At 64.3% G+C, this 26100-nt stretch carries 23 protein-coding genes and 1 pseudogene; 8 read left to right on the top strand and 16 right to left on the bottom strand.

Features of this window, described 5'->3' with window-relative positions; genetic code table 11:
• Nucleotides 1-88 precede the first annotated feature (88 nt).
• Nucleotides 89-931, top strand: coding sequence for an NAD-dependent protein deacetylase (locus tag KHO49_RS26070; protein ID WP_102879982.1), 843 nt, complete (start codon nucleotides 89-91; stop codon nucleotides 929-931).
• A gap of 3 nt (nucleotides 932-934) precedes the next feature.
• On the opposite strand, the gene KHO49_RS26065 is transcribed toward KHO49_RS26070, so the two are convergent.
• Nucleotides 935-1837, bottom strand: a complete 903-nt coding sequence (locus KHO49_RS26065) for a LysR family transcriptional regulator (protein ID WP_102879983.1) — start codon at nucleotides 1835-1837, stop codon at nucleotides 935-937.
• A 179-nt stretch (nucleotides 1838-2016) separates the two neighbouring features.
• Between KHO49_RS26065 and KHO49_RS26060 the strand changes: the two genes are divergently transcribed.
• The 3 genes from KHO49_RS26060 to KHO49_RS26050 are packed head-to-tail and all read left to right on the top strand — an operon-like array spanning nucleotide 2017 to nucleotide 4601.
• Nucleotides 2017-2715, top strand: coding sequence for a CoA transferase subunit A (locus KHO49_RS26060; protein ID WP_011060621.1), 699 nt, complete (start codon nucleotides 2017-2019; stop codon nucleotides 2713-2715).
• Nucleotides 2716-2751: 36 nt separating this feature from the next.
• Nucleotides 2752-3411, top strand: coding sequence for a CoA transferase subunit B (locus KHO49_RS26055; protein WP_011060620.1), 660 nt, complete (start codon nucleotides 2752-2754; stop codon nucleotides 3409-3411).
• A gap of 11 nt (nucleotides 3412-3422) precedes the next feature.
• Entirely contained in the window at nucleotides 3423-4601 is a 1179-nt protein-coding gene (locus KHO49_RS26050) for an acetyl-CoA C-acetyltransferase (RefSeq protein WP_213666086.1), read from the top strand.
• Between the two features lie 128 nt (nucleotides 4602-4729).
• Here KHO49_RS26050 and KHO49_RS26045 read toward each other — a convergent pair whose 3' ends face one another.
• Nucleotides 4730-5644, bottom strand: coding sequence for a LysR family transcriptional regulator (locus KHO49_RS26045; protein ID WP_110652953.1), 915 nt, complete (start codon nucleotides 5642-5644; stop codon nucleotides 4730-4732).
• Nucleotides 5645-5773: 129 nt separating this feature from the next.
• Between KHO49_RS26045 and lysA the strand changes: the two genes are divergently transcribed.
• Nucleotides 5774-7006: a diaminopimelate decarboxylase gene (gene lysA / locus KHO49_RS26040; RefSeq protein WP_110595913.1), complete on the top strand. Its 1233-nt coding sequence runs from the start codon at nucleotides 5774-5776 to the stop codon at nucleotides 7004-7006.
• 187 nt (nucleotides 7007-7193) lie between these two features.
• Nucleotides 7194-7586: a hypothetical protein gene (locus KHO49_RS26035; protein ID WP_249735857.1), complete on the top strand. Its 393-nt coding sequence runs from the start codon at nucleotides 7194-7196 to the stop codon at nucleotides 7584-7586.
• A 12-nt stretch (nucleotides 7587-7598) separates the two neighbouring features.
• Here the strand turns inward: KHO49_RS26035 and KHO49_RS26030 are convergent, their stop codons facing one another.
• From KHO49_RS26030 to KHO49_RS26020, 3 genes are all read right to left on the bottom strand, one after another.
• Nucleotides 7599-8777: a DUF6166 domain-containing protein gene (locus KHO49_RS26030; protein WP_213666085.1), complete on the bottom strand. Its 1179-nt coding sequence runs from the start codon at nucleotides 8775-8777 to the stop codon at nucleotides 7599-7601.
• A 112-nt stretch (nucleotides 8778-8889) separates the two neighbouring features.
• Nucleotides 8890-10614 carry an alkaline phosphatase D family protein gene (locus KHO49_RS26025; RefSeq protein ID WP_265074600.1) on the bottom strand — a complete coding sequence of 575 codons (1725 nt, stop codon included), beginning with the start codon at nucleotides 10612-10614 and terminating at the stop codon, nucleotides 8890-8892.
• Nucleotides 10615-10650: 36 nt separating this feature from the next.
• Nucleotides 10651-12087 (bottom strand): MFS transporter, encoded by a 1437-nt coding sequence (locus tag KHO49_RS26020; protein ID WP_213666084.1) that lies wholly within the window; start codon nucleotides 12085-12087, stop codon nucleotides 10651-10653.
• 128 nt (nucleotides 12088-12215) lie between these two features.
• Between KHO49_RS26020 and KHO49_RS26015 the strand changes: the two genes are divergently transcribed.
• On the top strand, nucleotides 12216-13139 hold the full coding sequence (locus KHO49_RS26015) for a LysR family transcriptional regulator (RefSeq protein WP_110652950.1): 924 nt from the start codon (nucleotides 12216-12218) through the stop codon (nucleotides 13137-13139).
• Nucleotides 13140-13165: 26 nt separating this feature from the next.
• A complete protein-coding gene (locus KHO49_RS26010) occupies nucleotides 13166-13621 on the top strand; it encodes a hypothetical protein (protein WP_123392989.1) in 456 nt (151 codons plus the stop codon).
• A 71-nt stretch (nucleotides 13622-13692) separates the two neighbouring features.
• Here the strand turns inward: KHO49_RS26010 and KHO49_RS31655 are convergent, their stop codons facing one another.
• The 11 genes and pseudogenes from KHO49_RS31655 to KHO49_RS25960 all read right to left on the bottom strand — a co-directional run bounded on the left by KHO49_RS31655 (nucleotide 13693) and on the right by KHO49_RS25960 (nucleotide 26049).
• The gene (locus KHO49_RS31655) at nucleotides 13693-14982 is read right to left on the bottom strand and encodes a methyl-accepting chemotaxis protein (RefSeq protein WP_502938145.1); all 1290 of its coding nucleotides are present in this window, start codon (nucleotides 14980-14982) and stop codon (nucleotides 13693-13695) included.
• A gap of 120 nt (nucleotides 14983-15102) precedes the next feature.
• Nucleotides 15103-15450, bottom strand: a pseudogene (locus KHO49_RS31650) (cache domain-containing protein); the annotation flags it as partial.
• A gap of 535 nt (nucleotides 15451-15985) precedes the next feature.
• Nucleotides 15986-16402 (bottom strand): fascin domain-containing protein, encoded by a 417-nt coding sequence (locus tag KHO49_RS26000; RefSeq protein WP_047285711.1) that lies wholly within the window; start codon nucleotides 16400-16402, stop codon nucleotides 15986-15988.
• A gap of 324 nt (nucleotides 16403-16726) precedes the next feature.
• On the bottom strand, nucleotides 16727-17020 hold the full coding sequence (locus KHO49_RS25995) for a DUF3144 domain-containing protein (protein ID WP_102864173.1): 294 nt from the start codon (nucleotides 17018-17020) through the stop codon (nucleotides 16727-16729).
• A 205-nt stretch (nucleotides 17021-17225) separates the two neighbouring features.
• Nucleotides 17226-18344 (bottom strand): site-2 protease family protein, encoded by a 1119-nt coding sequence (locus tag KHO49_RS25990; RefSeq protein ID WP_110595918.1) that lies wholly within the window; start codon nucleotides 18342-18344, stop codon nucleotides 17226-17228.
• Between the two features lie 319 nt (nucleotides 18345-18663).
• On the bottom strand, nucleotides 18664-19692 hold the full coding sequence (rtcA, locus tag KHO49_RS25985; protein ID WP_213666083.1) for an RNA 3'-terminal phosphate cyclase: 1029 nt from the start codon (nucleotides 19690-19692) through the stop codon (nucleotides 18664-18666).
• Nucleotides 19693-19700: 8 nt separating this feature from the next.
• Nucleotides 19701-20489, bottom strand: a complete 789-nt coding sequence (locus KHO49_RS25980) for a nucleotidyltransferase domain-containing protein (RefSeq protein WP_213666082.1) — start codon at nucleotides 20487-20489, stop codon at nucleotides 19701-19703.
• A gap of 16 nt (nucleotides 20490-20505) precedes the next feature.
• Nucleotides 20506-21150: a hypothetical protein gene (locus KHO49_RS25975; RefSeq protein WP_249735853.1), complete on the bottom strand. Its 645-nt coding sequence runs from the start codon at nucleotides 21148-21150 to the stop codon at nucleotides 20506-20508.
• 19 nt (nucleotides 21151-21169) lie between these two features.
• On the bottom strand, nucleotides 21170-22513 hold the full coding sequence (locus KHO49_RS25970) for an amino acid adenylation domain-containing protein (RefSeq protein ID WP_213666081.1): 1344 nt from the start codon (nucleotides 22511-22513) through the stop codon (nucleotides 21170-21172).
• A gap of 4 nt (nucleotides 22514-22517) precedes the next feature.
• Complete coding sequence (locus KHO49_RS25965; RefSeq protein WP_060838629.1) at nucleotides 22518-23744, bottom strand: RtcB family protein; 1227 nt, start codon at nucleotides 23742-23744, stop codon at nucleotides 22518-22520.
• 754 nt (nucleotides 23745-24498) lie between these two features.
• Nucleotides 24499-26049, bottom strand: a complete 1551-nt coding sequence (locus KHO49_RS25960) for a vWA domain-containing protein (protein ID WP_213666080.1) — start codon at nucleotides 26047-26049, stop codon at nucleotides 24499-24501.
• Between the last annotated feature and the right edge of the window lie 51 nt (nucleotides 26050-26100).

The following is a 26100-nucleotide window of genomic DNA, read 5'->3' as shown; positions in this document are numbered from 1 at the left end:
CCGCCCAGTCATCGACGCAAAACCCTGGCATCCCCGGGGTTTTGCGTTTATTTCTGATCACCGTCCCCTCTGCAAAGGAGAGCAGCCCATGATCGATCGACCCACCGCTGCGCCGTTCGAACAAGTCGCCGCCGCCATGCACGGCCAGCCGTTCATGGTCCTGACCGGGGCCGGCATCAGCACCCCGTCAGGCATCCCCGACTACCGCGACAGCGAAGGCGTGCGCCGCGGCAAGCAACCGATGATGTATCAGGAGTTCCTTGGACAGGCCAACGCCCGTCGTCGCTACTGGGCCCGAGCCATGCTCGGCTGGCCGCGCATGCGCCAGGCCCGGCCCAATGCCGCGCACCAGGCGTTGGCGCAATTGCAAGCCGCAGGCCGGATTGCCGGGGTGATCACCCAGAATGTCGACGCCCTGCACGATCAGGCCGGCAGCCTGGACGTCATCGAACTGCACGGCAGCCTGCACCGAGTGCTGTGCCTGGATTGCGGCCAGCGCAGTCAGCGTGATGCCATCCAGCAGCAGTTGCAGGCGCTCAATCCCTACCTGGCCGGCGTCGACGCGGTGCAGGCGCCGGATGGCGACACCCTGCTGGACCCGGCCTTCGAGGAACGCTTTCAGGTCCCCCGCTGCCCCTATTGCGACGGCGACCGCTTGAAGCCCGACGTGGTGTTCTTCGGCGAGAACGTGGCCCAAACCACCGCTGCCCGGGCCTTGAGTGCCGTACACGAGGCCGCCGGCCTGCTGGTGGTGGGTTCATCGCTGATGGCGTATTCGGCGTTTCGCTTGTGTCGCGCCGTGGCTGAGCAGGGCAAGCCGCTGCTGGCCATCAACTTCGGCAAGACCCGCGCTGACGAGTTGCTGGACCTCAAGCTCGGCGAGCCCTGCGACCGGTTGCTGCCGCTGTTGGCCGAACGCCTGCTGCGCTAAGCCTCAAAGCATGGCCACGCGCTGGTCGAGGTTTTCCTCGCGCAGGATGTCGAACAGCGCCTGGGCCGCGGTGGACAACTCCTCCCCCGGCTTGGTCAAGACGCCGATGGCCCGCTCCACCACCGGATCATCCAGGGTCAGGCAATGCCCGCCCAGCTCGCGCATGTGCTGGGCACACAGCGCCGGCACCGCACTGACACCCAGGCCGCTGGCGACCATGCGCCCCACGGTCGCCAACTGGTGGCTTTCAAATTCCACCGGCAACTGCACGCCCCGGGCCCGCAGATGGTCCTCCAGCATCACCCGCACCGTGGACGGCCGCTGCAGGGTGATAAAGGGCTCCTGCAGCAGCGTCTGCCAGTCGATGCGGCTACGCTGCGCCAGGGGCGAATCCTTGGGCACCACGGCCACGAAACGGTCGATGTACAGCGGGGTGAAGAGCAAGGAAGTGCTGTCCTGAGGCTCGAACGCCACCCCCAGTTCCACCTCGCGGTCGCGGACCATCTCCAGCACCTGCTCGTTGACCACGTCATTGACCGTGACGTTGACCTGGGGGTAGCGGGCGCGAAAGCGCTTGAGGATCGGCGGCAGCAGATTGCCGGCAAAGGACGGCATGGCCGCCACCGTCACCCGCCCGCGCTGCAGGGTGAAACGCTGGCGCAGTTCGTCCTCGGCGTTGTCCCAATCGGCGATCAGGCGCCGGGCCAGAGGCAGCAGAGCCTCGCCTTCAGGGGTCAGCGCCACATTGCGTGTATTGCGGGTAAACAACCGTCCGCCCAAGCCTTCTTCCAAGGCCTTGATGGTCAGGCTCAAGGCCGACTGCGACAGGTGCAGGCGCTCGCAGGCCAGGGCAAAGCTCAAACTGTGGGCCACCGCCAGAAAGGCCCGAATCTGTTTAACCGTCATCTGTCATCCTCAGGAGGCAGCCGCCAGCTATAAACTTCAGGCCGCAAGCTTGGAGCTGATTATGCTGATTTTCAAATCAATCAACCTTAAAAATCAACTTAACAAATCAATCCTGCAGCGCAACACTGATCCGCAAACGGCTGGCCAGCCGCCAACGAACAAGAAAGAGGATGGTGCAAATGGCAGGTTTCGATAAGCGCGTGGCGTCCTATGAGGAAGCCCTGGAAGGTCTGCAAGATGGCATGACCGTGATCGCCGGCGGCTTCGGTCTGTGCGGTATCCCCGAGAACCTGATCGCCGAGATCAAACGCCGCGGCACCCGTGATCTGACCGTGGTCTCGAACAACTGCGGGGTCGATGGTTTCGGCCTGGGCGTACTCCTGGAGGACCGCCAGATCAGCAAGGTGATCGCCTCCTACGTCGGTGAAAACGCCCTGTTCGAGAAACAGCTGCTCAGCGGCGAAATCGAAGTGGTGCTGACTCCCCAAGGCACCCTGGCGGAAAAAATGCGCGCTGGTGGCGCCGGCATCCCGGCCTTTTTCACCGCTACCGGCGTCGGCACCCCGGTGGCCGACGGCAAGGAAACCCGCGAGTTCAAGGGCCGCACCTACCTGATGGAAGAGTCCATCACCGGTGACTTCGCCATCGTCAAGGGCTGGAAGGCCGACCATTTCGGCAACGTGGTCTATCGCCACACCGCGCAGAACTTCAACCCCCTGGCGGCCACCGCCGGCAAGATCACCGTGGTCGAAGTGGAAGAAATCGTCGAGCCGGGCGAGCTGGACCCGACGCAGATCCACACCCCCGGCATCTACGTCGACCGGGTCATCTGCGGCACCTTCGAGAAGCGCATCGAACAGCGCACCGTGCGCAAGTGATCGCCCTTCCCCAGCCCGACTAAAAGGACAACAAACATGGCTCTTACCCGCGAACAAATGGCTCAGCGCGTCGCCCGCGAACTGCAGGACGGCTTCTACGTCAACCTCGGCATCGGCATTCCGACCCTGGTGGCCAACTACATCCCCGACGGTATGGAAGTCATGCTGCAGTCGGAAAACGGCCTGCTGGGCATGGGCGCCTTTCCTACTGAAGACGAAGTCGACGCCGACATGATCAACGCCGGCAAGCAGACGGTGACCGCACGCATCGGCGCCTCGATCTTCTCCTCCGCCGAATCCTTCGCGATGATCCGCGGCGGCCATATCGACCTCACCGTGCTCGGCGCCTTCGAAGTCGACGTGCAAGGCAACATCGCCTCGTGGATGATCCCCGGCAAGCTGGTCAAGGGCATGGGCGGCGCCATGGACCTGGTGGCCGGTGCCGAGAACATCATCGTCACCATGACCCACGCCTCGAAAGACGGCGAATCCAAGTTGCTCAGCCGTTGCAGCCTGCCGCTGACCGGCGCCCAGTGCATCAAGCGCGTGCTCACCGATCTGGCTTACCTGGAGATCGAGAACGGCGCCTTCATCCTCAAGGAGCGCGCCCCCGGGGTCAGCGTCGAGGAAATCGTCAGCAAGACCGCCGGCAAGCTGATCGTGCCGGACCACGTGCCTGAAATGCAGTTCGCTTAAGGAGCCCCAACATGCAAGACGTCGTTATCGTTGCCGCTACTCGTACCGCCGTGGGCAGTTTCCAGGGCTCCCTGGCGGGCATTCCCGCCGTCGACCTGGGCGCCGCGGTGATTCGCCAACTGCTGGCCCAGACCGGCATCGACCCGGCCCAGGTGGACGAAGTGATCATGGGCCAGGTGCTCACCGCCGGCGCCGGGCAGAACCCCGCCCGCCAGGCCGCGATCAAGGCCGGCCTGCCCCACGCCGTGCCCGCCATGACCCTGAACAAGGTCTGCGGCTCTGGTCTTAAAGCCCTGCACCTGGGCGCCCAGGCCATCCGCTGCGGCGATGCCGAAGTAATCATCGCCGGCGGCCAGGAAAACATGAGCCTGTCCAACTACGTGCTGCCCGGCGCCCGCACCGGCCTGCGCATGGGCCACAGCCAGATGATCGACTCCATGATCAGCGACGGCCTGTGGGACGCCTTCAACGACTACCACATGGGCATCACCGCCGAGAACCTGGTGGAAAAATACGGCATCAGCCGCGAAGCCCAGGACGCCTTCGCCGCCGCCTCCCAACAGAAAGCCGCAGCGGCCATCGAGGCCGGGCGCTTCGTTGACGAGATTACCCCGATCCAGATTCCCCAGCGCAAGGGCGAGCCGCTGACCTTTGCCACCGACGAACAACCGCGCCCCGGCACCACCGCCGAAGCCCTGGCCAAGCTCAAGCCGGCATTCAAGAAAGACGGCAGCGTCACCGCCGGCAACGCCTCGGCGCTGAACGACGGCGCCGCCGCAGTGATGCTGATGAGCGCCAGCAAGGCGCGGGCCCTGGGCTTGCCAGTACTGGCCAGGATCGCCGCCTACGCCAACGCCGGGGTCGATCCGGCGATCATGGGCATCGGCCCGGTTTCCGCCACCCGCCGCTGCCTGGACAAGGCCGGCTGGACCCTGGACCAGTTGGACCTGATCGAAGCCAACGAAGCCTTCGCCGCGCAATCCCTGTCGGTGGGCAAGGAGCTGGCGTGGGATGCGAGCAAGGTCAACGTCAACGGTGGCGCCATTGCCATCGGCCACCCGATCGGCGCGTCGGGCTGCCGGGTGCTGGTGACCCTGCTGCATGAAATGCTCAAGCGCGACGCCAAGAAAGGCCTTGCGACCCTGTGCATCGGCGGCGGTCAGGGCGTGGCATTGGCCATCGAGCGCTAACCATCCGGCCCGCGACCTGCGCGGGCCTGCCCCTCAGAAGCATCCCGCTGTGAGCCCGCTTGCCAGCGAAGGCGTTCGAGAGATCGCCTTTGCCAGCAAGCGGGCTCCTGTAGCGAGGGTGTCGGTTTTCATAGGATGTTTCGTAGCTGCCCCTCCAGGCGCCGCGCTTCCTCTCGCAACGACTGGCAAAAGCCCTCGACAAAACTCGATGACGGCCGGTAATCCGGGCGGATCAGCATCACCCGATAGGGCACCGACAGCTGCAACGGACGGATCGCCAAGCCACGCCCCACTTCTTCCATGGCGCTCAGGGGATTGATGATCGCCACCCCCAGTTTCTGGCGCACCATGGCGCACACCGAGGCGGCGTTGGTGGTTTCCACCACCACCCGGCGATCGACCCCGGCCTGGCGAAAATGCTCGTCCAGGGTTTGCCGGTAGATATCCAGGCCCGAGAGATTGATGAAGTTCTGCCCGCGAAAATCCTCCGAAGTCAGCCGTGGCCTGGCCAACAGCGGATGATCGTCCGGGAGGATGCAGACCATATCGGCGCAGAACAGCAGTTCCCCTTGAGTACCTCGTGGCAGGTGCTCGCTTTCGGTGAGGCCCAGGTCATGGCGCTGGGCGCTGAGGGACTCTTCCAGCAGCGGCGATTCCTGGGCAGTGATGCTCAGGCCGATTCCCGGATGCGCTTGCAAAAAGCGCTGGCACACCCGCGGCAGCAGGGTCTGGGAGAACAGTGGCAGGCAGCTCAGGCTCAACTGGCCGTGCTCGAAACGGCGGATCGACTGGGCCACGCTGTTGATACGCTCCAGCCCCACATAAGCCCGCTCGACCTCTTCAAGCAACAGCAGGGCCTGGGCCGTGGGCAGCAGGCGCCCGCCTTCGCGGTCGAACAGGCGCAGACCGGAAAGCGCCTCCAGCCGCGCCAGTTCGCGGCTCACCGTGGGCTGCGAGGTGAACAGCAGGCGCGCGGCGCCGGTGACGCTGCCGGCCTGCATGATGGCGCGGAATACTTCGATGTGCCGCAGGGAGATGTCCATGAACAGAGGCTCGCTTGATCGCTCAACCCATATCAGATCTGAATCAGGCTACAAAGAATAGATATTTTATTGAATGACCGGAAATCGGCATGCTGCAACCACTCTCACTGACCACAGACAGCAATCGCCATGGCCATTCCCTTCTCTCCTGCTCAACTCGTCGCCGCTGCCCGCCAATATGGCACTCCACTGTGGTGCTATGACGCCGCCACCATCCAGGCGCGCATTGCCCAACTGCAGGCCTTCGACGTGGTGCGCTACGCCCAGAAAGCCTCGTCCAACCTGCACCTGCTGCGCCTGATCCGCGAGGCCGGGGTACGGGTCGACGCCGTATCCCTGGGAGAAATCGAGCGTGCCCTGCTGGCCGGTTTCAGCCCGGTGGATGCCGGCATCGTCTTCACTTGCGACCTGTTCGACGAGGCCACCCTCAAGCGCGTGGTGGAACTGCAAGTGGAGGTCAACGCCGGCTCCATCGACATGCTCCGTCAACTCGGGGAGCAGTCCCCGGGGCACCGGGTCTGGCTGCGGATCAACCCGGGCTTCGGCCACGGCCACAGCCGCAAGACCAACACTGGCGGCGAGAACAGCAAACACGGCATCTGGCACGATCAGGTCGGCGAAGCCCTGGCGGTGATCCGCCAGTACGGCCTGCACCTGGTAGGCCTGCACATGCACATCGGTTCCGGGGTCGACTACGACCACCTGGAGCAGGTGGGCGCGGCCATGGTGGCGGCGGTGAAATCCCTGGACCACGACATCGAGGCGTTCTCCATTGGTGGCGGCCTGTCCACCCCTTACCGCGACGGTGACACCGCGGTGGACGTGCAGCGCTACGCCAACGCCTGGAGCGTTGCGCGCCGGGAGATCGAGGCCTACCTGGGCCACGGCGTGCGCATGGAAATCGAGCCCGGACGTTTCCTGGTGGCCGAGGCTGGTTGCCTGGTCAGCGAAGTACGGGTGGTGAAGACCGCCGGCCAGCACCACTTCGTGCTGGTGGACACCGGCTTCAACGACCTGATGCGCCCGGCCATGTACGGCGCCTACCACGGCATGAGCCTGCTGGACGCCAGCGGCCAGCCGGTGCAGCGCCCGCAACAGCTGACCGTGGTTGGCGGCCCGCTGTGCGAGTCCGGCGATATCTTCACCCAGGACGACGAATGCCTGACCCCGCGCCTGCTACCCCAGGCCCAGGTCGGCGACCTGCTGGTGCTGCACGACACCGGCGCCTACGGCGCCAGCATGTCCTCCAACTACAACAGCCGGCCGCTGCTGCCGGAAGTGCTGTTCGCCAACGGCCAGCCACAGCTGATCCGCCGGCGCCAGCCCCTGGCGGACTTGCTGGCGCTGGAACTGGGGTTGTAAGCCCCCTCTGGATACCGATCCGGATAGCGACACAGGGAAACAAGGCCCTGTGTTCGCCCAGCCAGGTGCTCGTCCCTTTCCCTGCCATCGCGCTGCTGACCGGCTTAGCCAGCCTGCTCCATGGACAAGGCAATCCCCTTGAACTAATAGTCAGTAGCCAGGAGTTCCGAGCACAAGGGAGAGAGCCATGAGCGATGCAGACAAGGGTAAGAAAGAACCCGGCAAGAGCGAAGGCGGCAGCGGGCTCACCTCGATCTTCAACCTCATTCCCAGCATCTATTACGACCTGATTGCGCGAATCTGCCCAGGCATGGCGTTCTGGATCGTCCTGGCCTTCAAGTACCCGCTCCTGCCAGGGGTTGAACCGCAAAGTGTTCCAGCAATGCTCACAGGCACTCTGCTTATCGTATTGATCATTCTTAGCTACGTATCCGGCATCGTCTTCACAGGTTTTGCCGTCCTCTGGGACCTGTTGTCCATCGCCCTCTTAGCCAGCAGCCGGAACATGAAACATCAGGCGATGTTTCTTGGTCGCGTAGATGACTTGCACGAAATCTACATAAAAGGCCGCGAGGTCTAAGCGCCCAAGATATCAATTGTCATAGTAGATACTCTGGATTCCAAGAATCCGCACGACTTGAGCGCCCTGCCACTCTCGTTTGAGCGCTACCACTGCCAGCAACTTGTTCGATGTAGCATCCAGGTTCTTCTTGGCCACAGGAAGAAAGATCGACACCTGACTGGCAAGCGTTGCCTCTACAGGAATCTCATACTGCTCTGCGCGATAGCACTCCATGTGCAAGACGTTGCCAATCAAGTCTTTGATAATGAAATACTCTCGTGAAAACTCCTCATTCTGAGGCAATTCGGCTTGGCTCTTGTCCCACAGCAACTGCCCTTGGGGGGTCACCTTCGACAGTGCGAGCCGCACATCCGCACTTGAGATCCGGTGCTCTGCGGTGAAATCCAGTTTTGCAATCAAATTGTTCAAGAGCGCATTGATTTCGTTCTCTCCGGGCGTGGCGCCATCCAGGTGATGAGCCAGCAAGGATACGGCCAGAAACTTGCTGCCGGTGCCTTTGCCACCCCATCCGAACTCTCCTCGATTGGCATGCAGGTCTCGTCGTCCTTCCAGCAGATGCTTACGTGACGATTGGAGATCAAAGCAGATAACCAGCCTGACCCCTTCGACAATCCTCAATGAATACTCGAAATCAGGCTCTTCCTGATAATGCTGTGTAGGCATGACAATACGTTCGTATATTTTGTTTATATACACTTTATTGTTCGCTACATCGGCCTCATACATGCCATTTTCAATGCTATTGAAGATCACCTGCGAACTAAGATTTCGGTACTTTTCATAGGTTCTTTTCTTGGTGACAGAGAACACATAATTATCCCCCCTGTCCTCGAAGCATTGAACAATTTCTTTGGCCGAAAAGAAGTAGGTCAGGTCATTACCCTGATCATCCTGGGAGTGGATCAAGCAAAAAAACTCGCAGCGGGGAACCTGTTGATCCAATACATAATGCTTTTGGATACGCACCGGATTTTTCGTCTGGAAGTACTTCGACTGCACAATACCGAAGCACTGGATGCCACCAGCGGCAGCCCTGATGGACTCAAGATCGGTCTGCGGAAACTGCACCAGAAAATCTGCGCCATCCACATCGGGGGTGCGCTTCAAAACCCAGAATCGTTTCAACAACAGCGCCGATGTTTTCTGCTCACCGATACTGCCATTGATCTCCTGTACACCTAGCCCCATGCCTACGCCCCTGCCCGCCTGATTGATGGAAACTCCATTGCCTCCCCCAGCCGGAGCAAGCGGTCAGGGGAGGTTGATTATCCATCAATCGGCATAGCTGAGGACGCCCCTGCTACCAAGGCATCAGTTGCAGCCGTTCCTCCTGGTTGTTCACGCTGTCGTCCTGCTTGCGGGTCAACAGCGGCGCACCGTCGGCGCCGTAGAACTGCACCACCAACTCGGCGCTGTCGGGATGCAAGTCGAGACGGGCGAAGTTATCGGCCTGGGTAAAGGCCCAGGTGTGGTAATCCATGGTGTGCGTACCGTCGAGAAGCGCAAAGCTATCGGGCGTCTGCGGCGCCGTTGAGTCGTGCACGTAACCGGCCGGGTCACCGTCGGCAAAGGGAAAAGGCCAGTAGAAGGCCGACGAGGTGACGGCGTAGGACTTCAGGGCCTGACCCGCGGCACTGAACGCCAACCGGGAAATGTTCGAGCAGTGAATGTCTCCGGACAGGAACACCACGTTCTGCACCTGGTGCTCGATCATGGTTTCCAGCACGGCGCGCCGCGTGGAGGGGAAAGCCGACCAGGAGTCACTGTCGTTCTTGTGGCGCACGGCATCAGAGTCTGTGCCCACGGTATCCACACCGTTGGGCACAAAGACGCTGGAAGTGACCACGAACTTGGGGATGTTGCCCCGATCCTCCTGCATGTGCCGCAACCAGGCACACAGCCGGTCGAGCTGACCCGGTTCGCTGGGGTGCAGTGAAGGACGGCCCAGCAGATGGTTGTCCTCCAGGGCATCGGGCACATCATCGAGAAAGCGCTGGGTACGGGTGTCGAGCACGAAGAACGGGTAGTCGCCACAGGAGAAGTCGTAGAACAGCTGGTTGGTCTGCAACTGCTGCAGGTACTTGTCGTCACCGGTCATGGCCCGGCCATGGACATAGCTGTCGGCAAAGCGGGGTCCATGGCTCCACTGGTAACTCATGTAGGCGCCCATGGCGAGGTTGAACAGCAGGCGCTTGTCACGGTCCTTGCGAATCCGATCCTGGGTCCAGTTGTCCTCGATCTCGTGGTCGTCGAGGATCATGTAGGTAGGCAGGTGGGCCAGCAATTGGCGGATGTTCGGCGAGCCGAAAGCGCTGTGGTAGCGCTCCTCGAATTCCTCGAAAGTATCCGCCAGCCCCACCGGCACCAGGCGGTTGAACAGGTCGGCATAAATCTGGTCACCCACCATCAGCACCAGTTGCGCATCCCCATGGTCGGCCAGCATCGGCCCGAAGATGGTGTCGGAATTCTTGCGTTTCCACAGCAGCCCCGGGTAGCGGCAAGACCCCAGCAGAAAGCTCAGGGGCGCGGGTTTGGCGCCGGCACTGGCGTGGGTTGTGAACTCGGCTTCGACGTACATCTTGTCGGCCCCGGTGCGGTTCAGATCATTGGCCCAGGCGCCAGGCTCGGGCAGGCGCTGCACCACCGACTCGCTGGACACATCATCATCGTTGCTGCCCGCGTCATCGACGTTGAGCGACGCCATGCGCACCCGATACCGGGTGTCAGGCGTCAGCACAAAGGGCTTGAGCTGCTTGCGCGCAGCCTGGTTGCTCCACAGGCTGGTGTCGACACCGAGATTGAAAGTGCCGGTACGGTGGTACTCGCGTCGCAAGCGAAAATAGAAGATGTTGTCCGCCGCGACCCGACCATTGCTGCCCACCACGCCAATCACGCCGATGGTGCGGATATCCTCCGCCACGCCCTTCTCGTCCAGGGCATCGGAGGCGGCGATCCATAAACGGCAGGACGTATCGGTGGTGTGCCCGACAATCGGGCCTAAAGAAGGGGTGCGAAGTGTACTCACGGTGACCTGCTCCTTGGTGGGGTGTGCAGGCCAAGCTTAGTTCGGGCGCGGCAACCGACAAGCCCGATCAGGCGCCTCGGACAACCGGTCGAAACAGGCGACAATCAGCGCCAGCAGCATCAGAACGGCAGCGACCGCAAAGGTCCAGTGCATGCCACGGGCCACCGCCGCGACATCGGCAGGACCGCCCTCGCCCGGCCGCGACATCACGGCAAACAACGCCCCCATGGCGGCCGCGCCGCTGATCAGGCCAAGGTTGCGTGACAAGCTCAACAGGCCCGCCGTCAGCCCCCGTTGCTGCGCTGCCACGTCGAGCATCACCAGGCTGTTGTTGGCCGCCTGGAACAGCGCATAGCTGGCAGTCACCAGGGCAATGGGCAGCAGGTACCCCGCCAGCCCCAGGCTCACGGGCAACAGCGCCAGCAGGCACAGACCGAAGAACATGCCCAGCAGCCCGAGCCGGCACAAGAGCCGGGCGCCGAGCCTATCCACCAGGCGTCCGGCGGGTACCCCGCTCAGGGTCGCCACCAGCGGCCCCAGGGACAGGCACAGGCCCACCCAGACAGTCGCCAGCCCCAGCCCCTGGGACAGATAGAAAGGCCCGATCACCAGAGTGGTCATGATCACCGTGGACACCAGCAGGCTCAGTAGCAGGCTGCGGCGCAGTTGCGGCCGGCGCAGCAAGGCGGGCTGAAACAGCGGCGCGGCCACCCGTCGCTCTACCCACACCAACAGCACGCCCCCACCCACCGCTACCGACAACAGCCCCAGGTTCAACAGCGCCAGCGGGTTGTCCCCCAGGGTCAGGGCCAGGGCATAGGCACCCAGGCTCAGGGCCAGGAGCAGCGTCCCGGGCAGATCGAAAGCGCTGGCTGAGGTGGCTTTGGGGTCCTGTGGCAGGCAACGCCAGGCCAGCAGCCAAGCCAGTAGCCCCAACGGCACATTGACCAGGAAAATCCAGCGCCAGCCGACGCCGGCCAGTAACAGGCTGCCCAGGGACGGACCCAGAGTGGTGCCCAGGGCCGACAGGCTGCCCAGCACGCCCATGGCCGTTCCCGTGTGAGCCTTGGGTAGCGCATCGCCCACCAGGGCCATGCTCAGGGCCAGCATCAGGGCCGCCCCCAGGCCTTGCAAGGCCCGGGCCGCCAGCAGCCAACCGAGGCTTGGCGCCAGACCACAGAGCAGCGAAGCCAGGGTGAACAGGGCGATCCCGCCCAGCAGCACCCGGCGCCGGCCCAGCAGGTCTCCCAGGCGCCCGGCGCTGGCAATCAAGGTGGTGATCACCAGCAGGTAGGCCAGGACAATCCACTGCACCTGCTGGAAGGATGCCTCCAGGCTCCGGGCCAGGCTCGGCAGCGCGGCGTTGGCAATGCTGGTATCCAGGGACGGCATCAGCGTCGCCAGCGACAGGCTGGCCAGGGCCCAGCGTGCACGGGGTTGAAGCGCGGGACGGTTCGACTCAAGGGTGGGCATTGCGCAGACTCCATCAAGGCATTTGCCCGCCAGCCTATGTCCGCGCCAGACCTGGCGGAAGACGCAGGCTTTGCAGTTAATTGATGCATGCAACGCCATGTCAGTTCTGGGCGTGCTAGATTCCGCCCATGTCGACTCCCGATCTGAATCTGCTGCTGACCCTGGACGTACTGCTGAGCGAAGGCAGTGTGGCCCGGGCCGCCCTGCGCCTGAACCTGAGCCCGTCGGCCATGAGCCGGGCCCTGTCCCGCCTGCGCCAGGCCACCGGTGACCCGTTGCTGGTCCGCGCCGGACGCGGCCTGGTGCCCACGCCCCGGGCACTGGAGCTGCGCCAGCAAGTCGGACCGCTGGTTGAGCAAGCTCAGGCCGCCCTGCGCCCGGCCGAGCAGATCGACCTCAGGCAACTGGTGCGCACCTTCACCCTGCGCAGCCGCGACGGTTTCGTCGAGAACTTCGGCCCGGCCCTGGTCAACCGCCTGCGGGCCGAAGCGCCCGGGGTACGGGTGCATTTCGTGCCCAAGCTGGACCGCGACAGCAAGCCCCTGCGCGAGGCCAGCGTCGATCTGGAAACCGCAGTGATCGATGCCGACACCAGCCCCGAGTTGCGCACCCGGGCGCTGTTTCGCGATCGCTTTATCGGCGTGGTGCGCAGCGACCACCCCTTGAGCCGCGGCCCGGTGAGTCTCGACCATTACCTGGCCGGCCAGCACATCCTGGTGTCCCACCAGGGGCACGACCATAGCCGCATGGACGATACGCTGCAGGCCCTGGGCCGGCAGCGACAGATCGTCACCCTGGTCAGCGGTTTTTCCGCGGCCCTGGCCCTGGCCCGGGGTTCGGACCTGATCGCCTTGGTGCCCGAACGCCACACCAGCAACCTGCGAGAAGGCCTGCACAGTTTCCGCCTGCCGGTACCGCTACCGGAGCTGACCATTTCCCTGCTCTGGCACCCGCGCATGGAGGCCGACCCGGCCCATCGCTGGTTGCGCCAATGCGTCCACGAACTCTGTAGCGACACCACAGATACCCTACCCGGCGGCCACCACCGCTGATGCCCCTTGATCCTCGAGACCCTGCAATGCCCTCACCCTCACTCGCTGTACCCGTTGCCCGCCTCAAGTACCTGCCCGCCATCGTCGCGCTCCTCTGGGGGCTGTCCCTGGCAATCGTCCGGGCCGGGCAACCGATGGAGTATTTCTGGGAAAACTTTGCCGCCTACTGGCTGCCCCAGGGGCTGATCCTCGGCCTGCTGCTGTGCACCCGGCCCACGCCGGCGCTGTTCACCGGAGTGGCCCTGGCCCTGGCCGCGCACCTGCAGTTGTTCAGCCTGTGGATCAGCTCCCCGGAGGACTCCATGGGCTGGCTGTTCTACCTGTTGGACTTTCCCGGCGCGCTGATCGGCGCCGCCATCGCCCGTTTCCTGGCCACGCGCGTGGCTCCCGGCAAGCCACTGATCAATGGCCTGCTGGGGGTCGGCTGGGTGTCGTTGGGGCTGTTGCTGAACCTCAAGCTGATGATGTCCAGCCAGGTCTGAAACGGGCCGGCGACTGCGGCCCGGGGGACTGAAACCCGCCCGGACCACTGACGGCCCGGGCAGGCAATGCCTCAGCTGTGGCCCTGGCTGAGGTTCGACAAGCGCCCGGACAGGGCCTGCATGGCCTCGCTGACCTTGTCCAGGGCCTGGGCGTCCCGGGCGTTGTCCTCGCTGATGCCGTGGATGCGCACCGCCAGTTCGTTGATCTCCTGGGTCACATGGCTCTGCTGCTGCGCCGCCACGGCAATCTGCTGCGCGCGCTGGGAAATATCGTCGAAGCTGGTGACGGTGCTCGACAGTGCCTGCGACGCGCCGGAGGCCTCGCCCACGGCTTCACGGGTCCGCGCCTCACCGGCCTGAATCGCCTGGACCGCCTGACGTGACGCCTGCTGCAAATCGCTGATCATGCCGCTGATCTCGTTGGCCGAGGTCTGAGTCCGGCCGGCCAGGGTCCGTACTTCATCCGCCACCACGGCAAAGCCGCGGCCTTGCTCCCCGGCCCGAGCGGCCTCGATGGCGGCGTTGAGCGCCAGCAGGTTGGTCTGCTCGGAGATGGCCTTGATCACATCCAACACCGCGCCGACCTGCTGGCTGTCCTGTTCCAGGCGCTGGATCACCGCAGTGGCCTCGGCCATTTCCGTGGACAGCTGCTGGATCGACTGACTGTTGGCCGCGACCCGCTGCTGGCCGTCCTGCACCACCACCAGGGATTGGCGGGCGGTGTCGGCGCAGTTGTTGGTGTTCTGCGCCACTTCAAGAGCACTGGAGGACATCTGGGTAATGGCCGTGGCCAACTGGGTGTTTTCCTGGCGTTGCTGCTCGGCGCGCTGGGCCAGGGTGCTGCTGAGCTCACCCAGGCGCGCGGCTTCGTTCTGCAACTGCTGGGCTTCGCTGGCGATCTTGTGCAGCATCTGCCGCAGTTGCCCGGCATAGCGGTTCACCGCACCGCGCAAGGCGCCGATCTCATCGGCCCGGGCCACGTGCAACTCGGCGTTGTCCGTGGCCTGACCACGGCCCAGGGCATCGATCTGCTGGGTGGTTTCCTCCAGTTGGGCAATCAGCTTGTGCCCGGCCAGCCAGGCGAAGAACAACAGCAGCGCCAGCAACGGCAGCAGGAACAGCAGGATCTCGGTGGTCATGGCCCGAGCCAGGCCGGTGACCTTCTGCTCGGGGGTCACCAGGCCGATGGTCCAGCCACTGCCGGGCATGCTGAACAGGCTGACCCGCGCCGCTTCCTGCAGCCGGCCATCCTCTGCCAGATCCAGGCTGCGCACCTGCCCGGCAGGCGCCGCCTTGGCCAGGGCCTCGGCCACCGGATGCAGCCAGGGCTGCTGCTTGCTCAAGGCGTCGAAGCTGAGCATCTGCCCACCGCCACCGGCCTGGGCATCAGGGAAATACAAGACATTACCGGCCTGATCCAGGGCAAAGGCATAACCGCCGGTGACCGCGCCCTGTTCCTTGAGGAAACGCGCCAAGTCATCCAGGCGCAGGTCGATGGTGGCGACCCCGGCGAAGGCGCCGTCCTGACGATAGGGCACGCTGCACGTGGTCATCGGCACCTGGGTCACCGGGTCCTGGTAGGCCTCGGACCACAGGCAACGCCCCGGCGCACTGTTGCGCGCGCCGGTGTACCAGGCTTCATGGTGATAGCCGGCGCTGCCGGCAGCGTTGTAGTCATCGGAGAACGCCAGGGGCCCGGCATCGCTGCGCGCCCAGAAGAAGCTGCGGCGTTCGACCCCGGCAGAGAAGGCATTGGGTTCCGGCCAGATGCCGCCCCCGGCGATCGCCTTGTCGCCTTCGTGGTCGATCAGCTTGGGCAAGGTGGCCATCACCAGCGCCTGCTCCTTGGGCAAACCTTCCACCAGATGGGCCATGCTGGCGGTCACCCCTTCGATCCCGGCCAACTGCAAGGCCAGTTGCCGGACGATGGCACTGCCGGTCTGTTCAATCAGGGCCGAGCTCGCCGCCACCACTCTGGGCTGCCCCCGCAAGGTCATCACGGCGAACACCGCCAACGCCGTGAACAGCAACAGCAGCACACTGCCGAGGGTCAAACGATGAGACAGACGAACCGGTAGCAAGGCCATGACGAACTCCGTATCAATAGGCATGCAGAGCTTATCGACCAGGGTCATGGATCACTTGAGAAAAGAGTGACGCCGATCACGTTTTGTGTGACCAGAATGTGTGTGTGTGAATTCCCGCGACCGGCTCGGCAACGGCGCTGATGGCAGCACTCGCGCTCGACAGAGTGTGTCCGGCCCTGCACCACAGGTTCAATCGGTGGACGAATGCTCGCAGCTGCGAATGACCGTCCCCGTCTTGCCCCGGCCAGCGCCAGGGAGCTACCCAATCACCCGGGCATCAACCTTCCAGAACCAGCATGAACTGGCTGAACCGGTCGATCCCGTCCTTGGACAACTGGAGCCCGGTCTCGCCCATCCGCGACATCCACTTGCCGTTGTCGCCGCGCAGGGAAACCTGCCCGCTGGCGGTATCGATGGCATAGGCGAATTGGCAATACTGATCGATGCTGTCCTTGGACAACTCCAGCCCCGTCGCCCCCATGCGCGACATGAACTTGCCTGTGTCGCCCTGCAGCGCGAGTTTCTTGTCGGTGCCGATTTGCACCAGCACCACCCGGAACTTGCAGTATTGGTCGATGGAACCCTTGGACAGCTCAAGCCCGGTCGCGCCCATCCGCGACATATAGTTGCCCGAGTCGCCGCGCAGCGAGATGACACTACCGTTTTCAATGACACGTTGTGGAATGACGATCATGGTTGGCACTCCTTGCTGATTGGATGTGTTCCTGTCTGTCGCGGGGCCTGAAGCCACCGTGCCATCGGCCTCCCTGAGCAGGAGGTACGACGCCCGGCAAGACTTGCCGCAGGCGCAGTGTAGTTGAGCCCCTGGCGGCGCTCGGGATGGCCGCAAGACAACAGGACCAACGGTTGCCGTGGTCCTGGAACACTCAGATCAAAGGGTTATGCAAGGTGGGCGGCAGACAACCCGAGGCGATAAGTGCACGGGTTGCAGCGGGGCAGCAAGCGACTGCCCGACAGTCTCACGAAAGCGGCCCAGGCAAGACCGCGTCGACTGTTTTCAATCCGGATTGGCGTTCATGTAGCGCGAGTAGTTCTCGACGTAGTCGGTGAGGTTCTCTTCCAGCATCAGGCGGAACTCCTCAAGGAAATAGTCCACCGCCTGCTGCTTGGACGCCGCCAGTTCCTCGGCATTACGGCAGCCGCAGGCGCTGACCCAGGCGCTGAAGCGCGCGTTGGCGTACATCAGCGAAGCGCTGGCCTTGCCCCGGCTGCTGTCGGCGATGTGGGAGTTGGTCAACTCGATGATGGCATCGGCGCGGTTGTAGAAATCCTGATCCGGTTCGTTGGCCACGGGGCGTTCCTCTGGCTGGCTGGGAAAATAAGGCGCAGGAGTATAAGAGGTTTGCCACCGCGAACCGATTATTTTCACCCCGCCCACTCCCCCATCACCCCGGAAACCGGCTGGACGCTGCACAGACCTTGGTCCCCCAGCGGCAAACCTTCGCAGGCAAGCCCGCGCCAGCACAACGGCCTGTTCGATGCCGTGGGCCGGGGCCTTAGCGGCCTGGTGCCGGCAACGCCCGCAGGTATTCGGCCAGCAGCGCTTCGCTCTTGCCCTGGGCCAGCACCACGCTGTTATTGGCCGCTTGCAGCGCCTGCTGCAGATGACGCTCGCCCTGCTGCCGGTCGCCCTCCAGGAAGGCTTGCAAGGCCAGGCAACGCGGTCGCAGCCAGGGTGCGTTCCAATCCACTTCGGCGCTCATCGGGGGGCTGTTCAAGGGGGCGACGTCACGCTGCACAAAAGCGCGGCAGAAGGCCAATTCGCTACGCAACAATTCGATCAGGCCACTCATGCCGTTCAGCTCCGTCGCCCGGGCCACCAGCAGCTGTTCCAGCGCCTGTTCCATCTGCACCGCGGCCGGCCAGTCGCCCTGATCCTGCAGGGCATTGAGGCGACAGCCGAAAGCGAGCAACGGCCCGGGCATGGCGCCTTCGGCCAAACGCTGCAGATCTTCCTCCGGCAACTCCGCGCTGGGCACCCCGGCCACGGTCTGGGCCAGCAGACGCGCCTGGGCCAGTTCCGGGCGTTGATCGTCGCGATGCATAAACCAGCCCAGCAGGAGCATCCCGTCGCTGGGCGACACCCGCCAGGCCGGCATCAGGTTCCCCAGGCCCATGGCCAGATTGATCGCGGCGAACGCCAGGGCCATGGCCCCGGGCACCCCGGACCAGGACAGCCCGAGCCCCAGGGCAGCGGCGCCCAGCAGCAGGTTCAGCAGCGGCCCGCAGAGGACCACCACCATCCACTGCCGCCGCAGCGGGCGTTGCAGATTGCTCACGGCAATCACATAACCGCCCAGGCGATTGCGCTTGAGCTGCGGCGCCCAGCGCAACCGCCAGCCGCGCCGCTGCACCTGGATTTCCACCGCGGCCACCCGCACCTGCAACACCGGCATGGCGCACCCGCGTGCCCCCAGGTAATGCCCGCCCTCATGCACCACCAGCGCGACCACCCCCAGCAGCGACGCCAGGAACATCGCCAGAAAGGGCTGCAACCCGGACTTGATGGTGAACCCCAGTATCAGCGCGGCGATAAACCAGCCACTGAGCAACACCAGGCGTTGCAGAAGCGTCAGCAGTGCGTTCAAGGCCTTGAGCCAGGTATTGCCATCCATTGGGTAAATCCTTGTGAGAAAAACCGACACCAGCGTGGGCGCGCAGACTGCCAGTTTCTCCGGTACACACTCAACTGCCGCTTCAACCTGTCGCCCTCACCCCGCCTACTGCAGAAGCTGGGGGCCGCCGAGGTGGCCGCCAGCAAGCCAGCGCCTGTGCAGATGCGCAGGCCGACGGCGCTTCAGGCAGCAGCCCGGAGTCGGGACACTCCGGGCCGAGGCGGATCAGGATCGCCGCGCTGTCGCTGAGGATACGGCCGTCAGGGTGGCCATCTGCAACAGCGGGTTGAGCCGCGCCAGGGCCTCGCGCCCCGGGCTGTCATCCCAGGCCGTGGCACTCCATCCGCAACAGGTGCGCGCCCAGCGAACGCGCCTCGATGCGCACCGGCAGGAACGCTTCGATCACCCGGATATTGCTTTCCAGGTGCTCGGTCATGCACGGCGTGGTGAAGCTGCCGCCGCCGGCCAGGGCCATGGGCAGCAGCAGTTGATCGGCCAGGTGCTCGGCCACCGCCGCGCCGGAGTCCAGCCAGGCGCGGGCCTGATCGATAGCAACGTCAGCGACCTTTTCCGCCCGCAGGCTGTTCTGGCCGAAACCACTGAACAGCTCGGTCAGGTGCTCGAAGGCGAACTCCAGCAACAGCACATTGCCCGGGCCGTATTGTTCATCCAGCTGCACCGGGGTGAGGTGCTCCCGAGGCAGTTCCAGGCGATTGTGCACCCGACGCAACTCGCGCTCCGCCACATGCTCGGGCAGGCCCGCGCTCAGCGCCCAGGCCCGACTCCCCAACAGTGCGCCACGCTCCTCAAGGTGCAGGGGCTGCAGCACCGACGGTTGAACAAAGGCCTCCAGCTCACCACCGCCGGCCGGGACGAAGCCGTGGCGCAGCAATTGCAGTTCCACCCGCCCGCCCATGCGCCGCAGCAACGGCAACCAGGCTTGCTGGAGAAAATCCACCGGCGGCGCCAGGGGGTTGTGGGTGCCGCCGCTGATGCTCACACGGCTGGGCTGCGGCGCATGCAACAAGGCCGGCAGCAGGGTCTGCAGCACCAGGGTGCAGCTGCCCGCAGTGCCGATGGCAAAGCGGTAGTCGCCGCCACGGATCGGCCCCGGTTCGAAGGTCAGGGCCTGAGAGCCGAGTTCGACCCCCGAGGTCTTGGCGCCACACACCTGGGCCGCGGCCTGCACCGCCGTCAGGTGCTGACGCAGCAGCCCCGGGCGGCTGCGCCGGGCACGAATATTATGGATACGCAGGGTCTTGCCGCTGAGCATCGACAAGCTCAAGGCGCTGCGCAGTACCTGGCCGCCGCCGATGGCGCCGTCCAGTTCGATGACATCCTGTTTCATCTCATTCCTCAGGCGTAGTGCCGGACGGTTTCCCGCAGGTAAGCGTCCAGCAACGCGTTGTCTTCATGGGTACGCGCCAGTTTCGGCACCGGGCGTTCCAGCTCGGCGGCGATAAAGGCGTGCAGTGCCTGGCGCCGCGGTCCGTAGGCGGACTCGTCGGCGCAGCGTTTCAAAACCAGCAGCTCAGCCACTTCGTCCAGCAGTGGCTGATGGTCGACGGTGGTCAGCAGATCGGCAAAGGTCATCGGCGGTCGGCCACGTCCTTGATCGATCCAGCGCACCGCCAGCAACGGCCGCAGCACGTAGAAGTACTTCTTGAAACGCACGCTGTCGCCTTGCAGGTAACCGCGAAAGTTCTTCTTGGCCATCGACAGATAATGATTGCGCGCTGCCGGCGGGCTGTAGAACGCCTCCGCCAGCTCCCGCAGGCGCGCGGCGGCGGTCGGTTCGCTGCGATACACCAGGGGCGAATCCAGCCATTCCAGCAGGGTCGGGTTGGACTTGCGCAACAGCCCGAGGGTCTTGCGCAGCTCCCAGCCGCTGATGTCCAGCTCGTCGTCCAGGGGCCGCTCGATCACATCGCGCCCGGCATCCACCTGGATGAACCATTCGGGCTTTTCCACATAGACGAAACGCACGTCGTAATCACTGTCGGTGGAGGCAAAGCCCCAGGCCCGACTGCCGGATTCGCAGGCATACAGCACCTGCACATTGCGCTCGCGCTCGATCCGCGCCAGCTCGGCCAATACCCGTTCGCGCATGGCGCTGCTCAGGGGATGGCGCTCTAGGTGTTCCATGATCCTTTTTCCTTGTTCAATCGGTGGCGCTGGCAGCCAGCACACTCAGGGTCCGGCGCACGGGGTTCCACACCGTCAGGCACCAGACGCCCCACCACTCCAGGCCTTCGTCGAAATAGTCACTCCAGGGCAGCAGGTGCGGGCCCATGTCCGGCGCCTGACAGTCCAGTTCCAGGTTGCCTACCCAGTTGATCACCTGGGGTTGCTGTTCGGGGTCCAGCCCCAGCACGTCCAGCCATTGGCCGTAAACCTGCCGCGCCTGCTCGGCGCCGCCAGGGAAATGCAGCCCGTATGGCGGCTGGCGAAACGCCCGGTACAAGGCCAGGTCCTGCTGCTCCAGGTTTTCGCAGACGAGCTGCCGGACCTGTTCCTGGCTGAGCGCCTCAGGCACCGCCCGCTCCTGCTCCCAGCGCATCGACGTCAAGCCGACGTCGGCGTAGCGCGGGTCCTGGCGCAGTGTTTCCCAGCGCTCGCGGCGCTCGGCCATGAGTTGCAGGTACAGGTGCTGCAAGCCCTGGCGATGCAGGGCTTGATCCACCTCAGCCTCGGGTTCGACCGCCAGCACCACAAAATCGAAGACGCAGTACACCTCCTTCAGTTGCTGGCGCAGCGCGCGGCAGTGTTCATCTTCCATCCGGGTCAACAGTGGCCGCGGCTGCATAAAAGGCTCTCTCCATTTTTCAAAGCAGGCGCTGGGCCGAACCTGCGGGCAATTCACCGGCTGCCTCCATCGCCTGCACACGCTGCAACATGGCTTCGCGCAGCGGCTTGGGGGTGACCGGATCGAACATCCCGTAGCGGCTATCGCACCAGCGCGCCAGAGTCTCACGCCAATAGGCGGCCTCGCTGCCGCCCTGCCCCAGGCGCCACAGCAGGTATTCCAACTGGCGCCAGCCCGGCTTGAGAGCCAGCAGGGCCCAGCGCCGCGCCTTCGGCAGGTCGTGCCAGTGCTGGTCCAGACGCTGCTCCAGGACCTCGTCGAACACCGCCCAGGGTTGCTCGTGCAACAGGCCCAGGGCGCAGTTGAAGACTTTGTCCGAGGCGTCGTCCAGGGCCGCCAGTTGCTCGGCCATGCCACGCTCGCCCAGGGTCTGCAGGGCCAGCCGGCGCACACTCGGCGCCGGCGAGGCCAGGGCCTGTCGCACCATGGCGTCGGCCATGGGTTCCTGCAGCTCCTTGACCAGCCCCAACAGGCCCAGCCAAGCACGCTTGTTCCGTGGTGCCGGCTGTTGCAGCCGTTGCAGCAACACCTCGCGCGGGTCCAGCCCATGACGGGGCGCGGCCCAATGGGCCAGGCAACGCAAGGCCCCCGAAGGGTCCAGCAATGCCTGACTCAGATACTCGCGAGGATCGGCCAGCAACGGCAGCAGCAAGCGCAGCGCCTTGACCCGCACACTGGCCCCGCAGCTGTGCATCACCTCTTCCAGCAGAGGCACGGCCTGCGCGGCCGGCAGTTCGGCGCAGGCATCCACGGCCATCTGCCGCACACTGACCTCACTGTGGCGCAGAGCCCGAGCCAGCAGCGCTGCCCGATCCTGCGCCCCTTCGAGCAACAGCTCGAAGACAAAGCGTGCGGCCTTGCCCCGGCAATCACCAAAGGCGTCTTCAACTTCTTCGCGTACCTGGGCCAACTGCAACACCGAACGCGCCCGTTCCAGGGTCGCGCCGTGGTCGGCGCGCTGTTTGCCGGCCAGGGCCAGCAGAGGTTTCAGGCTCTGCAACAGCAGCTCGGCGCGCTCTGGTGCCAGATACCCCTCGACCGCCGCGGCAGCCTCCTGGCGTACCTGGGGCACCCAATCGTTGAGGCGCTCCAGCAAGGCCGCCAGGGCCTCAGCCGAAGGCTGTGCGGCCAGGCCGCGCACGGCGGCCTGACGCACGAAACCGTTGCCAAAGCGGCTCAGTTCCAGCCAGGCACTGTGCCGATCCAATTCGTCCATCACCTCCCGCACGCGGCGGGCTTCGTAGTCGCTCAGCTGGTAATGCCAGCCGGGCGGCGCCGCTATCAAGGCGTCCATGTCGTCCATTGTTCTACCCCTTAACGCACACCACCTGACGCAGGGTGTGCAGCACTTCCACCAGCTCGCGCTGGGCGTGCATCACTTGGTCGATGTCCTTGTAGGCCATCGGGATTTCGTCGATCACCGCTTCGTCCTTACGGCACTCCACATGGGCGGTCGCGCGGATCTGGTCGGCCAGGGTGAAGGTGTTCTTGGCCTTGGTGCGGCTCATGGTACGCCCGGCACCGTGGCTGCAGGAGCAGAACGCCTCCTCGTTACCCAGCCCGCGAACGATGAAGCTCTTGGCCCCCATCGACCCCGGAATGATCCCCAGCTCGCCCTTCTTCGCCGATACCGCGCCCTTGCGGGTCACCAGCACCTCTTCACCGAAGTGGCGCTCCTTCTGCACGTAGTTGTGGTGACAGTTGACTGCCTCCAGCGCCACTTCGAAGGGCTTGCTGATCACCTTGCGGGTGGCCTGGATCACCAGTTGCATCATCAGCTCACGGTTCTGCCGGGCGAAATCCTGGGCCCAGGCCACGGCTTCCACGTAATCGTCGAAGTGTTGGCTGCCTTCCTCGAAGTAGGCCAGGTCGCGGTCCGGCAGGTTGGCGATATGTTGACGCATATCGGCCTGTGCCAGATGAATGAACAGGTTGCCGATGGCGTTACCGACGCCACGGGAACCGCTGTGGAGCATGAACCAGACACGGTTGGCCTCATCCAGGCAGACCTCGATGAAGTGGTTACCGCCGCCGAGGGTTCCCAGGTGCTGGCGGTTGTTGCTGTTGGCCAGGGCCGGGTACTTATCGGTGATCGCCTTGAAGCGTGGGTGCAGCGCAGCCCAGGCCTGATCGGTCTGCTGCGGCACATCACCCCAGGCGCCCTTATCGCGACCGCTACGGGGCGAAGTACGCCCGTGAGGCACCGCGGCCTCGATGGCGCTACGCAATCCGGCCAGGTTATCCGGCAGATCGGAGGCGGTCAGCGAGGTACGGGCAGCGATCATTCCGCAACCGATATCCACCCCGACCGCCGCCGGAATGATCGCGCCTACGGTGGGGATCACGCTACCGATGGTCGAACCTTTACCCAGGTGCACGTCGGGCATCACGGCCAGGTGCTTGAAGATGAACGGCATCTTCGCGGTGTTCATCAATTGCTGGCGCGCTTCGTTTTCCACCGGCACGCCCTGGGTCCACATCTTGATCGGCTTGCCGTTGGCCACTTCCAGCAGTTGGTAGGTTTTGTGTTCCATGTCGTTGACTCTTTTTCCTGTGGCCGCTGATTCGGCCTTGTTCAATAGATTGTGTAGGAGCCGGGGCGCAGCAGACGATCTCAAGGGCCTCTTCGCTGGCAAGCCAGCTCCTACGGAGTTGCGGTGTTCGGTACAGACGGCGACCAGTGAAGGTGGAACATGCAGCGCGCTCTGCCTCTGAGCTAGTGAGCGGGACTCGAACCCGCGACCTCGCTGTCCTGTAGTTCCACCGGCATTCGCCGGGTCAATCGGTGCAGGCCGGGCCTGCGGGCAGCGACAAGGGAACAGGCACATTTGCTCTACCGACTGAGCTACAGCCTTGCGGCTGGCGGGGCTCGAACCCGCGACACCATGTAGTACCCGTGGCATTCGCTGCCATCCCGCCGAGGCGGGGGAAAAGATGCGACGACAAGAGTCGATGGAACAATGCGTTCGTGTTCTGACCATTGAACCACGGCGCCGTTTTCCAGCACCGGCGGGAATCGAACCCGCATCCCGAACCTGGGATGTAGTTCCATCCGCATTCGTCGCAAAAACTGCAAAAAAGGTGGCACGACAAAAGTAGTGACTGATGGCCGGATTCGAACCGGCTTAACCAGGATGTACAGCCACTGGCATTCGTGCCCTCACCGGCCCTGACAAAATTTGCTGAGACGCCTTTGGATGTAGTCACAGCGGCATTCAGGGCCAATGATCAAAAAATCTGTGGTGGGCGCCGGCGGGCCGGCGCACGGTTTATCTCATGTTCCAGCGATCAGAGCGCCATCGCCTCGATTGCCTTGACCCAGTGCTGCGCACCGTAGTTGCCTGCAGTGAACTGCTCGATCACATCGAACACCGCGTCACTGAAGCCGCCGACGTTGAGGATGTCCTCGCGGTCTGGCGCCTGGGTCGTGGCGCCGGGTTGCATATCGATGCACACCAGCTTCGCCTGCGGGTTGATGGCCCGGATCCGCTCCCACTGGCGCATGGTTTCCGTAGCGCCGTGGCGCCGCGCATCGATCCACGACTCGTTGTCCGAGACCAGGATCAGGGTGTCCACGCGGCTCTTGGCGTTGGCCAGTTGGGCCAGGGGTGCCGAGCAGTTGGTCCCGCCTCCGCCGATGTTCGCCAGCTTCTGCGCATTGCTCATCACGCTGTCCCGCGGGTTGAGGTGAATGTTCACCACACCCCGCTCGAACGGCATGACCCGCGCCGCCGGCTGCTTGCGCAACACCGCTGCCGCCACCAGGGCCGCCACATCGATGCAACGCACCGCCGTGGTGGCGCCCTGGCGATAGCCGGTAACCGGGCTGTGCATCGAGCCCGAGACATCCGGGCAGACCACCACGTTGCCCGCCAGCGCCGGCACGTTGGCCAGGGACAGCTCCAGGGCATCCTGCAGCGCCTCGCGGACCGCTTGCGGTACGTCCTCGCCAGCCATGCGGTAGGCCGCCAGCAACTGGTACGGGTAGACCCGGGCCTTGGCCACCTCCCCCGCATCCGCCAGCCGCGCCGCCACGTACTCGCTGCAACCCGGCACCTGGAACGCGCCGTGGCGGGCCAGGGTGTTGAGGTTCATGCGCAGCCCCTGCCAGCCCATGTTGCGGGCCTGTGCCGCCCATTGTTCAGCACTCAGCGTCTCGTTGCCGAGCAACTGGAACGGCACCTGCGGCACCTGAGTTGTCGCACCACTGCGAAACGCCAGCAGCTCGCGGGTCAGCTCAGGCAGCGCCTGTACATCCACCGGCTTGCCGATCAACCAGGCGAAGAAGGCTTCACGCCAGGCTTCACTTGGCTTGGGGTGAACCATCTTCACCACGTCCGCCAGGGACGGCTTGGTGCCGATCGAGGCCTGCAACAGCTGACGCTCGCTGGCGCTGTTCAACCAGTTCTGCACCAGGCGCTTGGGCTGCGAACCCAGGGATTTGCGCCCGGTCACGCCGCTGCGCAGGATCTGCACGAAGTTGCGCAGCATCTTGCCGTTGTCCACCACCTGGGCGAACAGCTCCGGTACCAGGACCGAGCGTTGTGCGGTCAGCGCCGCCAGCAGCAGCGCCGGCATGTCCTTCATATGGCCTTGCTGCCGAGCGTAACGGGCGGCCTGGGCGACGAAGCGGCTGTCCAGCTCGCTCACCAGTTGCAGCACCGCTTCCAGTTGACCTTCAGGCGAGGTGTAGAAGGTCGAGTTCAGGCAACCGGTGACCGCCAGCTGGGCCAGGCGATGCTTGGCGTTGTAGGCATAAGCCCCGGCCTTGGAAGCGTTCAGGGTGGTGCTCACTGGCGCTTTTGCCTGTTGGGTGTTGAACAGCTGGAAGTTGGCCATCTTGGCGTCTCGCTCTGTTGTCTCGTTCGTTGCCAGATACATTGCAGCCGC

Origin of the sequence: Pseudomonas sp. RC4D1, from assembly GCF_018390395.1 — a bacterium.
Classification (GTDB): Bacteria; Pseudomonadota; Gammaproteobacteria; order Pseudomonadales; family Pseudomonadaceae; genus Aquipseudomonas; species Aquipseudomonas danubii.
The sequence above is the reverse complement of the archived record's forward strand: the minus strand, read 5'-3'. Positions and strand labels throughout refer to the sequence as shown.

Excerpts from the sequence above, each read along its gene's own strand:
- KHO49_RS26070 (WP_102879982.1), top strand. The coding sequence starts at position 89 with ATGATCGATCGACCCACCGCTGCGCCGTTCGAACAAGTCGCCGCCGCC.
- KHO49_RS26065 (WP_102879983.1), bottom strand. The coding sequence starts at position 1,837 with ATGACGGTTAAACAGATTCGGGCCTTTCTGGCGGTGGCCCACAGTTTG.
- KHO49_RS26060 (WP_011060621.1), top strand. The coding sequence starts at position 2,017 with ATGGCAGGTTTCGATAAGCGCGTGGCGTCCTATGAGGAAGCCCTGGAA.
- KHO49_RS26055 (WP_011060620.1), top strand. The coding sequence starts at position 2,752 with ATGGCTCTTACCCGCGAACAAATGGCTCAGCGCGTCGCCCGCGAACTG.
- KHO49_RS26050 (WP_213666086.1), top strand. The coding sequence starts at position 3,423 with ATGCAAGACGTCGTTATCGTTGCCGCTACTCGTACCGCCGTGGGCAGT.
- KHO49_RS26045 (WP_110652953.1), bottom strand. The coding sequence starts at position 5,644 with ATGGACATCTCCCTGCGGCACATCGAAGTATTCCGCGCCATCATGCAG.
- lysA (WP_110595913.1), top strand. The coding sequence starts at position 5,774 with ATGGCCATTCCCTTCTCTCCTGCTCAACTCGTCGCCGCTGCCCGCCAA.
- KHO49_RS26035 (WP_249735857.1), top strand. The coding sequence starts at position 7,194 with ATGAGCGATGCAGACAAGGGTAAGAAAGAACCCGGCAAGAGCGAAGGC.
- KHO49_RS26030 (WP_213666085.1), bottom strand. The coding sequence starts at position 8,777 with ATGGGGCTAGGTGTACAGGAGATCAATGGCAGTATCGGTGAGCAGAAA.
- KHO49_RS26020 (WP_213666084.1), bottom strand. The coding sequence starts at position 12,087 with ATGCCCACCCTTGAGTCGAACCGTCCCGCGCTTCAACCCCGTGCACGC.
- KHO49_RS26015 (WP_110652950.1), top strand. The coding sequence starts at position 12,216 with ATGTCGACTCCCGATCTGAATCTGCTGCTGACCCTGGACGTACTGCTG.
- KHO49_RS26010 (WP_123392989.1), top strand. The coding sequence starts at position 13,166 with ATGCCCTCACCCTCACTCGCTGTACCCGTTGCCCGCCTCAAGTACCTG.
- KHO49_RS31655 (WP_502938145.1), bottom strand. The coding sequence starts at position 14,982 with ATGCTCAGCTTCGACGCCTTGAGCAAGCAGCAGCCCTGGCTGCATCCG.
- KHO49_RS26000 (WP_047285711.1), bottom strand. The coding sequence starts at position 16,402 with ATGATCGTCATTCCACAACGTGTCATTGAAAACGGTAGTGTCATCTCG.
- KHO49_RS25990 (WP_110595918.1), bottom strand. The coding sequence starts at position 18,344 with ATGGATGGCAATACCTGGCTCAAGGCCTTGAACGCACTGCTGACGCTT.
- rtcA (WP_213666083.1), bottom strand. The coding sequence starts at position 19,692 with ATGAAACAGGATGTCATCGAACTGGACGGCGCCATCGGCGGCGGCCAG.
- KHO49_RS25980 (WP_213666082.1), bottom strand. The coding sequence starts at position 20,489 with ATGGAACACCTAGAGCGCCATCCCCTGAGCAGCGCCATGCGCGAACGG.
- KHO49_RS25975 (WP_249735853.1), bottom strand. The coding sequence starts at position 21,150 with ATGCAGCCGCGGCCACTGTTGACCCGGATGGAAGATGAACACTGCCGC.
- KHO49_RS25970 (WP_213666081.1), bottom strand. The coding sequence starts at position 22,513 with ATGGACGACATGGACGCCTTGATAGCGGCGCCGCCCGGCTGGCATTAC.
- KHO49_RS25965 (WP_060838629.1), bottom strand. The coding sequence starts at position 23,744 with ATGGAACACAAAACCTACCAACTGCTGGAAGTGGCCAACGGCAAGCCG.
- KHO49_RS25960 (WP_213666080.1), bottom strand. The coding sequence starts at position 26,049 with ATGGCCAACTTCCAGCTGTTCAACACCCAACAGGCAAAAGCGCCAGTG.